Here is a 14,305-nt window from a genome sequence, read left to right as displayed (position 1 = left end):
AGACATGCGCTGGCTTTTTCGTTTGATAGGGGCTTTCTTTTCTTTTGTGTGGCATTTGTTTTGGCGCCTGGTTTGGATTGTTTTGCTTTTATGCACTCTTGCTTTTGGATTTCTCTGGTATCTTAACGGAGATTTTCAAGGAGCGCTAAAGCAAGCAGAGCTAAAGCAAGCAGAGCGGTCAGTCAAGATTGGTCAACAAAGTATTGACCAATGGGAAAAAACAGGGCAACTGCCTAAGTTGAATCAGACAGATAGCCACCAGCATTCTGAAGGAAGATGGCCACAGGCTTCTGCTCGTATTTACTTGGATCCCCAGATGGATTCACGCTTTCAAGAAGCTTATGTAGAAGCGATTCAGAATTGGAATCAAACTGGTGCTTTTAGCTTTGAACTTGTCACCGAGTCCAGCAAGGCAGATATCTTGGCTACGGAGATGAATGACGGAGGTACTCCTGTGGCAGGAGAGGCAGAAAGTCAGACCAATCTCTTAACAGGGCAATTCTTATCCGTAACGGTGCGTCTGAATCACTATTATCTGTCCAATCCTAACTATGGCTATTCCTATGAGCGCCTTGTCCATACGGCAGAACATGAGTTGGGTCATGCGATTGGCTTGGACCATACAGATGAAAAGTCTGTCATGCAACCTGCTGGTTCCTTTTATGGTATCCAGGAAGTGGATGTTGCAAACCTTCGAAAAATATATGAGACTAGTGAGTAGGGAACAATCTTTCCCTACTTTTTTGCTATAATGGAATTATGAACAACTTGATTAAATCAAAACTAGAGCTCCTGCCAACCAGCCCTGGTTGCTACATTCACAAGGATAAAAACGGCACCATTATCTATGTGGGAAAGGCTAAAAATCTGCGTAACCGTGTGAGGTCTTATTTCCGTGGAAGTCATGATACCAAAACAGAGGCTTTGGTGTCTGAAATTGTGGATTTTGAATTTATCGTTACTGAATCCAATATTGAGGCACTTCTCCTAGAAATTAATCTGATCAAGGAAAATAAGCCTAAATACAATATCATGCTCAAGGATGATAAGTCTTATCCTTTCATCAAAATCACCAATGAACGCTATCCTCGTTTGATTATTACCCGACAGGTCAAAAAAGACGGAGGTCTCTACTTTGGTCCCTATCCAGATGTGGGGGCGGCCAATGAAATCAAGCGACTACTGGATCGGATTTTCCCTTTTCGCAAGTGTACAAATCCACCGTCTAAGGTCTGTTTTTACTACCATATCGGTCAATGTATGGCCCACACCATCTGTAAGAAGGATGAGGACTATTTCAAGTCTATGGCTCAGGAGGTTTCTGATTTTCTGAAAGGCCAAGATGACAAAATCATTGATGACCTAAAGGGCAAGATGGTGGCGGCAGCTCAGACTATGGAGTTTGAACGTGCGGCGGAATACCGTGACCTGATTCAGGCTATTGGAACACTTCGAACCAAGCAACGGGTCATGGCCAAGGATCTCCAAAATCGGGATGTCTTTGGCTACCATGTGGACAAGGGCTGGATGTGTGTGCAGGTTTTCTTTGTTCGTCAGGGCAAGCTTATTGAGCGCGATGTCAATCTTTTCCCCTATTACAATGATCCGGATGAGGATTTTCTAACCTATGTGGGACAATTCTATCAAGAAAAATCCCACCTAGTACCCAATGAGGTATTGATTCCGCAGGATATTGACGAAGAAGCCGTTAAGGTCTTGGTGGATACCAAGATTCTTAAGCCTCAGCGTGGAGAGAAAAAGCAACTGGTCAACCTAGCTATAAAGAATGCCCGAGTCAGCCTAGAGCAGAAATTCAACCTGCTAGAGAAATCTGTCGAAAAGACTCAAGGGGCTATTGAAAATCTAGGACGCTTGCTCCAAATTCCGACCCCAGTCCGCATTGAGTCCTTCGATAACTCTAATATCATGGGAACCAGTCCTGTTTCAGCCATGGTGGTCTTTGTCAACGGCAAACCAAGTAAAAAAGATTATCGTAAGTATAAAATCAAGACTGTGGTTGGACCAGACGACTATGCTAGTATGCGAGAGGTCATTCGCAGACGCTATGGTCGAGTACAGCGTGACGGTTTGACTCCTCCAGATTTGATTGTGATTGATGGGGGACAAGGTCAGGTCAATATCGCTAAGCAGGTTATCCAAGAAGAGCTAGGTTTGGATATCCCAATTGCGGGTTTGCAAAAAAATGACAAGCATCAAACCCATGAATTGCTCTTTGGAGATCCGCTTGAGGTGGTGGAGTTATCTCGCAATTCTCAGGAATTTTTCCTCCTCCAACGTATCCAAGATGAGGTGCACCGCTTTGCCATTACCTTCCACCGTCAACTGCGCTCCAAAAATTCCTTTTCATCACAATTGGATGGTATTGAAGGGTTGGGACCTAAACGCAAGCAGAATCTCATGAAGCATTTCAAGTCTTTGACCAAAATCAAGGAAGCCAGTGTGGATGAGATTGTCGAAGTTGGAGTACCTAGAGCGGTTGCAGAGGCTGTGCAGAGGAAGTTGAACCCGCAGGAGGCAGAAGCCTTGCTTCAAGTTGCGGAAGAAAGAGTAGATTACCAAACAGAAGGAGAACACAATGAATCATAAAATCGCAATTTTATCAGATATTCATGGCAATACAACTGCCTTAGAAGCAGTGATTGCAGATGCTAAAAATCAAGGAGTCAGTGAATACTGGCTTCTGGGAGATATTTTTCTTCCTGGTCCCGGTGCGAATGACTTGGTCGCCCTGTTAAAGGACCTTCCTATCACAGCCAGTGTTCGAGGCAATTGGGATGATCGTGTCCTTGAGGCCTTGGATGGCGAATATGGTTTGGAACATCCGAAAGAAATCCAGTCAATGCGCATGACCCAGTTTTTGATGGAGCGAATGGATCCTGCAACGATTGTCTGGCTACGAAGCTTGCCTTTGCTGGAAAAGAAAGAAGTTGAGGGACTACGCTTTTCTATCTCTCATAATTTACCTGACAAAAACTATGGTGGGGACCTACTGGTTGGGAATGATACAGAAAAATTTGACCAACTGCTAGATGCGGAAACCGACGTGGCAGTCTATGGTCATGTTCACAAGCAGTTGCTTCGTTATGGCAGTCAAGGGCAACAAATCATCAATCCAGGGTCGATTGGCATGCCCTATTTTAATTGGGAGGCGTTAAAAAATCACCGTGCCCAGTATGCCGTGATAGAAGTGGAAGATGGGGAATTGGTCAATATCCAATTTCGTAAAGTCGCTTATGATTATGAAGCGGAGTTAGAACTGGCCAAGTCCAAGGGGCTTCCCTTTATCGAAATGTATGAAGAACTACGAAGAGAAGACAACTATCAGGGGCACAATCTGGAACTTTTAGCAAGCTTAATAGAAAAGCATGGGTATGTAGAAGATGTGAAGAATTTTTTTGATTTTTTGTAAGAGTTTCCTAAAATAACCAATGCAAACTAAAAAAGCGATTGGCTGGTCCAATCGCTTTTAGTATATCTTATACTCAATGAAAATCAAAGAGCAAACTAGGAAGCTAGCCGTAGGTTGCTCAAAGCACAGCTTTGAGGTTGCAGATAAAGCTGACGTGGTTTGAAGAGATTTTCGAAGAGTATTATTGTAATTGAGATTTATCTGGAAGATAAGAACCACCTAGATAAGTATTGCTAAGTTTTTCAAGTGTTCCATCTTGATAGAGTTCTTTGAGCGCTTTATCAAATTTCTCTTTAAACTCTTTTTGGTCGTTTGAGAAGACGATATAGTTGTTGGGGCTATCGGCAGAAGGTAAATCAACGACTGAGAGATCTAAGCCACGGTCCTTGATAATCTTTTGAACCGATACCTTGTCAAAAACTAGGAAATCAAATTCACCATTAGAGAGGTCTAAGATTCGTTTACCGATATCCTCTCCAGAAAAATCGATAGTAGCGGGATTGTCAGTGTGTTTTTGATTCCAGTTATTGATGAATTGAGCGTTTGAAGTTCCAGTATCCTCTTGAGTTGTTTTGCCAGCGATTTGGTCAAGTGAAGTCAGAGGATTTTTCTTGTTGCTGACAAGGACGAGGGGATTGTTCGAAATTGGGAGTGAGTAAAGGTATTTTTCAGCACGCTCTTTTGTGTAACTCAAGTTATTGGCTGCAGCCTGATAGTGACCAGAATCAAGTCCTGGGAAGATGCTCTCCCAAGCAGTTCTTTGGAATTGAATCTCGTAGTCGCTGAGTTTTTCATCCACTGCTTTCAGAACTTCGATATCGAAGCCTGTTAGATTGCCCTTATCTTCGTAGTCAAATGGCGGCACATCACCAGCTGTAGCAACGACAATTGTCTTTTGAGAGCTGGTTTCTTTAGGTATAGTTTGATTTCCACAGGCAACCAAAAATGGTAGGATGGCTAGTAATAGGCTAAATTTTTTCATAATGTCTCCATTCAAATGTAAAGTTATCTGCTAGTTTATCAGAAATGTTCCTGATGAACCAATATATATTTTTTATGGCTGTAATAAAAAATCTTAATCATGAAAAATCCCTGCAAGCTCTTTCAAAATATGATAGAATGGAAGCAGTAGAATTAGAAAAGGAAATCGATTATGAAATTTCTTGAATTAAATAAAAAACGTCATGCGACCAAGCATTTCACTGATAAGCCAGTGGATCCCAAAGATGTGCGTACGGCTATCGAAATTGCAACCTTGGCGCCAAGCGCCCACAACAGCCAGCCTTGGAAATTTGTGGTGGTACGTGAGAAAAATGCCGAACTAGCAAAATTGGCTTACGGTTCAAACTTTGAACAGGTATCATCAGCACCTGTAACCATTGCCCTATTTACAGATACAGATCTTGCTAAACGTGCTCGTAAGATTGCCCGAGTTGGTGGTGCTAACAATTTCTCAGAAGAACAACTTCAATACTTTATGAAAAATTTGCCTGCCGAGTTTGCACGCTACAATGAACAACAAGTCAGCGACTACCTAGCCCTCAATGCAGGTTTGGTTGCCATGAACTTGGTTCTGGCTTTGACAGACCAGGGAATCGGGTCAAATCTGATTCTTGGTTTTGATAAATCAAAAATCAATGAAGTTTTGGACATCGAAGACCGTTTCCGCCCAGAGCTCTTGATTACAGTAGGCTACACAGACGAAAAATTGGAACCAAGTTACCGCTTGCCAGTAGATGAAATCATCGAGAAAAGATAGGAAGAAGAAAAAAATGACAGCAATTGATTTTACAGCAGAAGTAGAAAAACGCAAAGAAGACCTCTTGGCTGACTTGTTTAGCCTTTTGGAAATCAACTCAGAACGTGATGATAGCAAGGTTGATGCCCAGCATCCATTTGGACCTGGGCCGGTAAAAGCCTTGGAAAAATTCCTTGAAATCGCAGACCGCGATGGCTACCCAACTAAAAATGTTGACAACTACGCAGGACATTTTGAATTTGGTGATGGAAAAGAAGTTCTCGGAATCTTTGCCCACATGGACGTGGTGCCAGCTGGTAGCGGTTGGGACACAGACCCTTACACACCAACTATCAAAGACGGTCGCCTTTATGCGCGTGGAGCTTCTGATGACAAAGGACCTACAACAGCTTGCTACTATGGCTTGAAAATCATCAAAGAATTGGGCCTTCCAACTTCTAAGAAAGTTCGTTTCATCGTTGGAACAGATGAAGAATCAGGTTGGGCAGATATGGACTACTATTTCGAGCACGTAGGACTTGCAAAACCAGACTTCGGTTTCTCTCCTGATGCTGAGTTCCCTATAATCAATGGTGAAAAAGGAAATATCACGGAATACCTCCACTTTGCAGGTGAAAATGCAGGTGCTGTCCGTCTTCACAGCTTCACAGGTGGTTTGCGTGAAAATATGGTACCAGAATCAGCAACAGCAGTCGTTTCAGGTGATTTGGCTGACTTGCAAGCTAAACTAGATGCCTTTGTTGCAGAATACAAACTTAGAGGAGAACTCCAAGAAGAAGCTGGCCAATACAAGGTGACCATCATTGGTAAATCAGCCCATGGTGCTATGCCTGCTTCAGGTGTCAATGGTGCGACTTACCTTGCCCTTTTCCTCAGCCAGTTTGACTTTGCTGGACCAGCCAAAGACTATCTTGATATCGCTGGTAAAATTCTCTTGAACGACCATGAGGGTGAAAATCTCAAAATTGCTCATGTGGATGAAAAGATGGGTGCTCTTTCTATGAATGCCGGTGTCTTCCGCTTTGACGAAACAAGTACTGACAATACCATTGCCCTTAACATCCGCTATCCAAAAGGAACAAGTCCAGAACAAATCAAGTCAATCCTTGAAAACTTGCCAGTTGCTTCTGTTAGCCTTTCTGAACACGGTCATACCCCTCACTATGTACCAATGGAAGATCCACTTGTGCAAACCTTGTTGAATGTTTATGAAAAACAAACTGGCCTTAAAGGTCATGAGCAAGTCATCGGTGGTGGAACCTTTGGTCGCTTGCTAGAACGAGGTGTTGCCTATGGTGCTATGTTCCCAGACTCAATTGATACCATGCACCAAGCCAATGAATTTATCGCCTTGGACGATCTCTTCCGAGCAGCAGCAATCTATGCCGAAGCTATTTACGAATTGATCAAATAAAACGATAGAAGTCTGAGTTCTTATGCTTAGACTTCTTTTTGGAGGGAAAGTAGATGTCTCAAATTGAAAGAATCAAGCAGGCTATTATGGCGGATCCGCAGAATGCCAGCTATACAGAGCGTGGCATCGAGCCTCTCTTTGCAGCGCCAAAAACTGCTCGCATCAATATCATCGGTCAAGCACCTGGTCTTAAAACCCAAGAAGCAGGCCTTTACTGGAAGGACAAAAGTGGTGACCGCTTGCGAGATTGGCTCGGTGTGGATGAAGATACCTTTTACAATTCAGGCTATTTTGCTGTCTTGCCTATGGATTTCTACTTTCCAGGACATGGCAAGTCAGGTGATCTGCCACCGAGAATTGGTTTTGCCGAAAAATGGCATCCGCAGCTCTTGCAAGAATTGCCCGATATTCAGTTGACCCTCTTGATTGGGCAATATGCCCAAGCCTACTATTTACAGGAGAAAGTCAGTGGCAAGGTAACAGAACGAGTAAAACATTACCAGAACTACTTGCCAACCTATTTTCCACTAGTTCACCCCTCGCCGCGAAATCAAATCTGGATGGCCAAAAATCCTTGGTTTGAGTCAGAAGTGGTGCCAGATTTGAAAAAAAGAATTAAAACCATTTTATAGTCAATGAAAATCAAAGAGCAAACTAGGAAGCTAGCCGCAGGCTGTACTTGAGTACGGTAAGGCGACGCTGACGTGGTTTGAATTTGATTTTCGAAGAGTATTAGGAGAAAAAGAATGAAAGAAATAACCTTTGACGCATTTTACCAGCTTTACCAAAACGACCAACTTTCTCTAGTGGACGTGAGAGAAATGGATGAGTTTGAAACTCTTCATTTAGAAGGTGCCCACAATCTACCGCTGAGTCAGTTGGCTGATAGCTATGATCAGTTGGACAAGGATCAGTTACATTATGTTATTTGTAAATCTGGAATGAGATCGGCGCGTGCTTGCCAATTTCTGTCAGAACAAGGTTATGAGGTTATCAATGTACAAGGTGGCATGATGGCATTTGAAGAACTTTAAACATTACAATTTTCTCCTACTTGGTGTGATCTCGGTAGGGGATTTTGTTTTTAGACAATTCTCATTTTTAAGAATCTTGAAAACATTCAATATTTAATTCGTGATGCTTTTTTCAGACTCCTAATCGTGGTATACTAGGTCAGTATTTTATAAATATGAAGGAGATTTTCATGGCTAAAAAAGGTGCCCTAACAGGTTTGCTCCTGTTTGGAATATTTTTTGGTGCGGGAAACTTGATTTTTCCGCCTTCTCTAGGTGCTTTATCTGGAGAACATTTTCTTCCTGCCATCGCAGGTTTTGTCTTTTCAGGCGTCGGTATCGCCGTCTTGACCCTTATTATTGGAACGTTAAATCCTAAAGGATATATTCACGAGATTTCAACAAAGATAGCGCCTTGGTTTGCGACTCTGTACCTCGTAGTTCTCTATTTGTCAATTGGTCCATTCTTTGCTATTCCACGTACTGCTACAACGGCTTACGAAGTAGGGATTAGCCCCCTTCTGTCGGATGCAAATAAAGGTCTAGGCTTGATTGTCTTTACCCTTCTTTACTTTGCGGCAGCGTATCTAATCTCGCTCAATCCATCTAAAATCTTGGACCGTATCGGCCGTATTTTAACACCAGTCTTTGCAATCTTGATTGTTATCTTGGTTGCTCTAGGAGCTATCAAATACGGTGGAACAAGTCCTCAAGCTGCGTCAGCTGCTTATCAATCTTCTGCATTTGGGACAGGTTTCCTAGAAGGTTACAATACCTTGGATGCCCTTGCTTCAGTTGCCTTTAGCGTAATCGCAGTTCAAACCTTGAAGCAACTTGGCTTCTCAAGTAAGAAAGAATACATTTCGACTATTTGGGTTGTTGGTATCGTTGTTGCCCTTGCTTTCAGCGCTCTTTACATCGGTTTAGGTTTCCTTGGAAATCATTTCCCAGTACCAGCTGAAGCGATGAAGGGTGGAACACCAGGTGTTTATATCTTGTCACAAGCGACTCAAGAAATCTTTGGTTCAACAGCTCAACTCTTCCTCGCAGCCATGGTTACTGTAACCTGCTTCACAACTACAGTTGGTTTGATTGTGTCAACAGCTGAGTTCTTTAACGGCCGCTTCCCACAAATCAGCTACAAGGCTTATGCAACAGTCTTTACCTTGATTGGATTTGCTATTGCAAATCTTGGTTTGAGTGCGATTATCAAGTACTCAATCCCTGTGCTGGTTATTTTGTACCCAATCACGATTGCCATCGTCATGATTGTGATTGTCAACAAATTTGTACCTCTTTCAAAACCAGGTATGCAGTTGACAATTGCTGTGGTTACAGCTATTGCCATTGCAAGCGTCCTAGGAAGCTCATTTAAGGTTGAGTTTCTTGCAAATCTTGTTAACGCTCTTCCTTTTGCCAAGGCATCTCTTCCATGGTTGGTGCCAGCCATCGTCGGAGTCTTGCTCTCATTGGTTCTACCAAACAAGCAAGAAAGCGATGTTTTTGAAATGGAATAATCATTAAAATCACTTTTGTAGTCAAGGCTACAGGAGTGATTTTCTTTTTTTATCCGATGATAAATGTGTTATAATAGGTAGCAAAAGAGGTGAAGAAATGAATCAAACAGTAGAATATATCAAAGAACTGACAGCTATAGCATCGCCAACTGGCTTCACTCGGGAGATTTCGGACTATTTAGTCAAGACTCTAGAAGATTTTGGTTACCAGCCAGTTCGTACAGCCAAGGGCGGTGTCAATATGACTATCAAAGGTCAAAATGATGAGGAGCATCGCTATGTGACTGCCCATGTAGATACGCTGGGGGCTATTGTCCGTGCTGTCAAACCAGACGGTCGTCTCAAATTGGATCGTATCGGTGGTTTTCCTTGGAACATGATTGAAGGTGAAAACTGTACCGTTCATGTGGCTAGTACAGGTGAAAAAGTATCAGGGACGGTCCTTATCCACCAAACTTCTTGCCATGTCTACAAGGATGCAGGAACTGCAGAACGCACGCAAGACAATATGGAAGTGCGTTTGGATGCAAAAGTAACCACTGAAAAAGAAACTCGTGCCTTGGGGATTGAGGTTGGTGATTTTATCAGCTTTGACCCACGAACTATCGTGACAGAGACAGGTTTTATCAAGTCTCGTCATTTGGACGATAAGGTCAGCGCAGCGATTTTGCTTAATCTGCTTCGGATTTATAGGGAAGAGAAGATTGAGTTGCCTGTAACAACCCATTTTGCTTTTTCAGTTTTTGAAGAAGTGGGGCATGGAGCTAACTCTAATATCCCTGCTCAGGTAGTAGAATATCTGGCTGTGGATATGGGAGCTATGGGAGATGACCAGCAAACAGATGAGTACACAGTATCTATCTGCGTAAAGGATGCTTCAGGTCCTTATCACTATGACTTCCGTCAACATTTGGTTGCTTTGGCTAAAGAGCAAGATATTCCATTTAAGCTGGACATCTATCCATTTTATGGTTCGGACGCTTCAGCGGCTATGTCTGCAGGTGCAGAAGTCAAACACGCCCTTCTCGGTGCTGGTATCGAATCCAGTCACTCATATGAACGTACTCATATTGACTCGGTAGTCGCAACAGAGCGTATGGTTGATGCTTACCTTAAGAGCGAATTGGTAGACTAATATGTGCCTTATTTGCCAGAGAATTGAGCTCATTAAAGATGGGGAAAATCCCTACTTTGTCAAAGAGATGGAAACAGGCTATCTTGTGATTGGAGATCACCAGTATTTTGCAGGCTATAGTCTCTTTCTAGCCAAGGAACATGTCACCGAATTGCATTATTTAGAGAAGGAAACTAGAATCCGTTTTCTAGAGGAAATGAGTTTAGTCCAAGAGGCAGTTGCCAAGTCCTTTGCTGCCGAGAAAATGAATATTGAACTTTTAGGAAATGGCGATGCCCATCTCCACTGGCATCTTTTCCCTAGACGAACAGGTGATATGAATGGTCACGGTCTCAAGGGACGTGGTCCAGTCTGGTGGGTTCCCTTTGAAGAAATGACAGCAGAAACCTGCCAAGTAAAACCTGATGAGATTAAACAATTAGTCAAACGTTTATCGTCAGAAGTAGATAACCTATTAGAAATAAAGGAGTAGAAATGAAAAAAAGATACCTTGTTTTGACAGCCTTGCTAGCCTTGAATCTAGCAGCTTGTTCACAAGAAAAAGCAAAAAATGAAGATGGAGTAGCTAAGACAGAACAAACAGCTAAAGCTGATGGAACAGTCGGAAATAAGTCTCAAGAAGCCACCCAGAAAAAAGCAGAAGTGGTCAATAAAGGAGACTACTACAGTATCCAAGGGAAATACGATGAAATCATCGTAGCCAATAAACACTATCCATTGTCGAAAGACTACAATCCAGGGGAAAATCCAACAGCCAAGGCAGAGTTGCTCAAACTCATCAAAGCGATGCAAGAGGCAGGATTCCCAATCAGTGACCATTATAGTGGCTTTAGAAGTTATGAAACTCAGACCAAGCTCTATCAAGATTATGTCAACCAAGATGGTAAGGAAGCTGCCGACCGTTACTCTGCTCGTCCTGGATATAGTGAACACCAAACTGGCTTGGCCTTTGATGTTATTGGGACTGATGGTGATTTAGTAACAGAAGAAAAAGCGGCTCAATGGCTCTTGGACCATGCGGCTGATTATGGCTTTGTTGTCCGTTATCTCAAAGGTAAGGAAAAAGAAACCGGCTATATGGCTGAAGAATGGCACCTTCGTTATGTCGGAAAAGAAGCAAAAGAAATTGCAGAGAGTGGTCTCAGTTTGGAAGAATACTATGGATTTGAAGGCGGAGATTACGTCAATTAATACTCTTCGAAAATCAAATTCAAACCACGTCAGCGTCGCCTTACCGTACTCAAGTACAGCCTGCGGCTAGCTTCCTAGTTTGCTCTTTGATTTTCATTGAGTATAAAAATAAACTTTTCTCTTGCAATTCTAGATAAATAGTGTATAATAGATGGGTATGTGTAAAGCATACTTGTGGGAGGTAAAAATCTTTAATTACCGCCAAAACCACAAAGGAGGATTTAAAAATGGCTAAAAAAGTCGAAAAACTTGTAAAATTGCAAATCCCTGCTGGTAAAGCTACACCAGCTCCACCGGTTGGACCTGCTCTTGGTCAAGCTGGTATCAACATCATGGGATTCACAAAAGAGTTCAACGCTCGTACAGCTGACCAAGCTGGTATGATCATTCCAGTTGTTATCTCAGTTTACGAAGATAAATCATTTACTTTCATCACTAAAACACCACCAGCTGCTGTTCTTTTGAAAAAAGCTGCAGGTGTTGAAAAAGGATCAGGTACACCTAACAAAACTAAAGTTGCTACAGTTACTCGTGCACAAGTACAAGAAATTGCAGAAACTAAGATGCCAGATTTGAACGCAGCAAACGTAGAGTCTGCAATGCGTATGATCGAAGGTACTGCTCGTTCTATGGGATTCACTGTTGTTGACTAATCAATAACACAGTAGAAAATCTCACAGCAGTCTATTAGTTGCTTTTCATACTAGGCAAGTGACTGAAGCTTGTACTTGGGTACAGCAAGGGAGCTTAACGAAGTAGGAAAAGAATCTAATAGACTGAAAACCCGCAAGACTTCATCATTTCGAGAAGTGACGTGGGAGATGAAAATCGATTGAACCACTTACAAGGAGAATAGAAAATGGCTAAAAAAAGCAAACAACTTCGTGCTGCTCTTGAGAAAATCGACAGCACAAAAGCATACAGCGTAGAAGAAGCTGTAGCACTTGCAAAAGAAACTAACTTTGCAAAATTTGACGCAACTGTAGAAGTTGCTTACAACTTGAACATCGACGTTAAAAAAGCTGACCAACAAATCCGCGGAGCAATGGTATTGCCAAACGGTACTGGTAAAACTTCACGTGTTCTTGTTTTCGCACGTGGTGCAAAAGCTGAAGAAGCAAAAGCTGCTGGTGCAGACTTTGTTGGTGAAGATGACCTTGTTGCTAAAATCAACGACGGTTGGTTGGACTTCGACGTAGTTATCGCTACACCTGACATGATGGCTCTTGTTGGACGTCTTGGACGTGTCCTTGGACCACGTAACTTGATGCCAAACCCTAAAACTGGTACTGTAACAATGGATGTTGCTAAAGCAGTTGAAGAGTCTAAAGGTGGTAAAATCACTTACCGTGCTGACCGTGCAGGTAACGTTCAAGCAATCATCGGTAAAGTATCATTTGAAGCTGAAAAATTGGTTGAAAACTTCAAAGCTTTCAACGAAACAATCCAAAAAGCAAAACCAGCTACAGCTAAAGGAACTTACGTAACAAACTTGACTATCACAACTACTCAAGGTGTTGGTATCAAAGTTGACGTAAACTCACTTTAATCAGTAGTTTATATCAGAGAACGAGTACGAAAGTGCTCGTTTTTTTAGGTACTACGAACATTCCGTTCATCTGAGGTGTAAGTCCTCTGCAAGGATTATATACTAGTAAACCCAAAAGTTATTCCCAAGTCTAACTATTGTGAGTAGCTGATCGAACGGCATTAGGATAGACTGTTTAAGTCTGACGCTGGAAATAAGAATCGGCAGAGAAAGAGATAGAGAAATCTTGACTATACGAATAGGTACGTGATATATAGCGGATAAGGAGATCAGCAAATCTAAAGTACAAATATGTAGTCGTAACCTATATGCGTAAACTACGTGAACAATTGAATTCAAACTAGAGAGGTGATTAATAGATTTATGCTATAGTCATGGCAGCTTGTGTGCTTTTGATTCTAGTTTATCAAATAATAGATTAGAATTGTCAGATAATATAATTTTATGTTATAATGAAGAAAAAATAGAGGTGTTCAAATGTCAGAAGCAGGTCATAAGTTTTTAGCAAAACTAGGGAAAAAACGCTTACGTCCAGGTGGAAAACGTGCCACAGATTGGTTAATTGCAGAAGGAGGATTTTCAAAAGAAAAGAGAATACTAGAAGTTGCGTGCAATAGGGGAACTACAGCAATTGAGTTGGCACAGCGTTTTGGTTGTAAGATAACTGCTGTTGATATGGATGGACAAGCCTTAGAAGTGGCTAAAAAATCTGCTGAAACGGCAGGTGTTGGTCATTTAATCAGATTTGAAAGAGCAAATGCAATGAAACTTCCTTATGAAGATGCTAGTTTTGATATTGTTATAAATGAAGCTATGCTGACTATGCAAGCCGATCAAGCTAAGAAAAAATGTGTAATGGAGTATCTAAGGGTTTTAAAACCTGAAGGTCTTCTTTTGACACATGATGTGCTTCTTAAGGAAGCTAAAGAGTCTATCAGACAGGAATTGTCACAAGCAATTCATGTAAATGTAGGTCCTTTAACTCAAGATGGTTGGGAACAGGTGATGATAGAATCAGGTTATCGTGATGTGAAAGTATTGACTGGTGAAATGACATTAATGAAATTATCAGGTATGATTTATGACGAAGGTTGGCTAGGAACTTTGAAAATTTGTGTAAATGCTTGTAAAAAGGAGAATAGAAAGCAATTTTTAACGATGTATAAAATGTTTGCTAAGAATAAACAGAAACTGGGCTTTATTGCGATGGCTAGTTATAAATCGTCAAATCGTTAGATAATTATTGAAGTTAACTTTTCCTTTTTTCTTTCTTAAAAAATATGCTATAATAGAGAGT

15 protein-coding genes are annotated in these 14,305 nt (G+C 41.7%); 14 read left to right on the top strand and 1 reads right to left on the bottom strand.

Translation table 11 applies throughout. From position 1 onward, the window contains the following. The first annotated feature begins 4 nt into the window (after positions 1-4). The 3 genes from MK482_RS06585 to MK482_RS06575 are packed head-to-tail and all read left to right on the top strand — an operon-like array spanning position 5 to position 3,430. Complete coding sequence (locus tag MK482_RS06585; RefSeq protein WP_268718292.1) at positions 5-721, top strand: M57 family metalloprotease; 717 nt, start codon at positions 5-7, stop codon at positions 719-721. A gap of 38 nt (positions 722-759) precedes the next feature. Further along, a complete protein-coding gene (gene uvrC / locus MK482_RS06580; protein ID WP_268718291.1) occupies positions 760-2,607 on the top strand; it encodes an excinuclease ABC subunit UvrC in 1,848 nt (615 codons plus the stop codon). Next, complete coding sequence (locus MK482_RS06575; protein WP_268718290.1) at positions 2,597-3,430, top strand: metallophosphoesterase family protein; 834 nt, start codon at positions 2,597-2,599, stop codon at positions 3,428-3,430. The genes uvrC and MK482_RS06575 overlap by 11 nt, the downstream gene beginning before the upstream one ends. A 181-nt stretch (positions 3,431-3,611) precedes the next feature. Here MK482_RS06575 and MK482_RS06570 read toward each other — a convergent pair whose 3' ends face one another. Then, a complete protein-coding gene (locus MK482_RS06570; RefSeq protein WP_268718289.1) occupies positions 3,612-4,412 on the bottom strand; it encodes an amino acid ABC transporter substrate-binding protein in 801 nt (266 codons plus the stop codon). A gap of 171 nt (positions 4,413-4,583) precedes the next feature. Between MK482_RS06570 and MK482_RS06565 the strand changes: the two genes are divergently transcribed. The 11 genes from MK482_RS06565 (at position 4,584) to MK482_RS06515 (ending at position 14,244) form a co-directional block, all read left to right on the top strand. Next, on the top strand, positions 4,584-5,189 hold the full coding sequence (locus tag MK482_RS06565; RefSeq protein WP_084863006.1) for a nitroreductase family protein: 606 nt from the start codon (positions 4,584-4,586) through the stop codon (positions 5,187-5,189). A 13-nt stretch (positions 5,190-5,202) separates the two neighbouring features. Beyond that, the gene (gene pepV, locus MK482_RS06560) at positions 5,203-6,603 is read left to right on the top strand and encodes a dipeptidase PepV (RefSeq protein ID WP_268718288.1); all 1,401 of its coding nucleotides are present in this window, start codon (positions 5,203-5,205) and stop codon (positions 6,601-6,603) included. Positions 6,604-6,656: 53 nt separating this feature from the next. After that, positions 6,657-7,235 (top strand): uracil-DNA glycosylase family protein, encoded by a 579-nt coding sequence (locus tag MK482_RS06555; protein ID WP_268718287.1) that lies wholly within the window; start codon positions 6,657-6,659, stop codon positions 7,233-7,235. A gap of 114 nt (positions 7,236-7,349) precedes the next feature. Next, positions 7,350-7,637: a rhodanese-like domain-containing protein gene (locus MK482_RS06550; RefSeq protein WP_136937204.1), complete on the top strand. Its 288-nt coding sequence runs from the start codon at positions 7,350-7,352 to the stop codon at positions 7,635-7,637. A gap of 170 nt (positions 7,638-7,807) precedes the next feature. Beyond that, positions 7,808-9,133 carry a branched-chain amino acid transport system II carrier protein gene (gene brnQ, locus MK482_RS06545; RefSeq protein ID WP_268718286.1) on the top strand — a complete coding sequence of 442 codons (1,326 nt, stop codon included), beginning with the start codon at positions 7,808-7,810 and terminating at the stop codon, positions 9,131-9,133. 97 nt (positions 9,134-9,230) lie between these two features. Next, entirely contained in the window at positions 9,231-10,268 is a 1,038-nt protein-coding gene (locus MK482_RS06540) for a M42 family metallopeptidase (protein WP_268718285.1), read from the top strand. A gap of 1 nt (position 10,269) precedes the next feature. Beyond that, entirely contained in the window at positions 10,270-10,740 is a 471-nt protein-coding gene (locus MK482_RS06535) for an HIT family protein (RefSeq protein ID WP_061755598.1), read from the top strand. Positions 10,741-10,742: 2 nt separating this feature from the next. Further along, positions 10,743-11,459 carry an LD-carboxypeptidase LdcB/DacB gene (gene ldcB, locus MK482_RS06530; protein ID WP_136937201.1) on the top strand — a complete coding sequence of 239 codons (717 nt, stop codon included), beginning with the start codon at positions 10,743-10,745 and terminating at the stop codon, positions 11,457-11,459. A gap of 227 nt (positions 11,460-11,686) precedes the next feature. Continuing rightward, entirely contained in the window at positions 11,687-12,112 is a 426-nt protein-coding gene (gene rplK, locus MK482_RS06525) for a 50S ribosomal protein L11 (protein ID WP_001085807.1), read from the top strand. 206 nt (positions 12,113-12,318) lie between these two features. Beyond that, entirely contained in the window at positions 12,319-13,008 is a 690-nt protein-coding gene (gene rplA, locus MK482_RS06520) for a 50S ribosomal protein L1 (protein WP_001085675.1), read from the top strand. Positions 13,009-13,485: 477 nt separating this feature from the next. Continuing rightward, positions 13,486-14,244, top strand: a complete 759-nt coding sequence (locus tag MK482_RS06515; RefSeq protein WP_268718284.1) for a class I SAM-dependent methyltransferase — start codon at positions 13,486-13,488, stop codon at positions 14,242-14,244. Positions 14,245-14,305 lie beyond the last annotated feature (61 nt).

This window comes from Streptococcus mitis (assembly GCF_026782865.1).
Lineage (GTDB): Bacteria > Bacillota > Bacilli > Lactobacillales > Streptococcaceae > Streptococcus > Streptococcus mitis_CG.
Note: the sequence above shows the minus strand (reverse complement) of the source record. Positions and strands in the feature narration are given on the sequence as shown.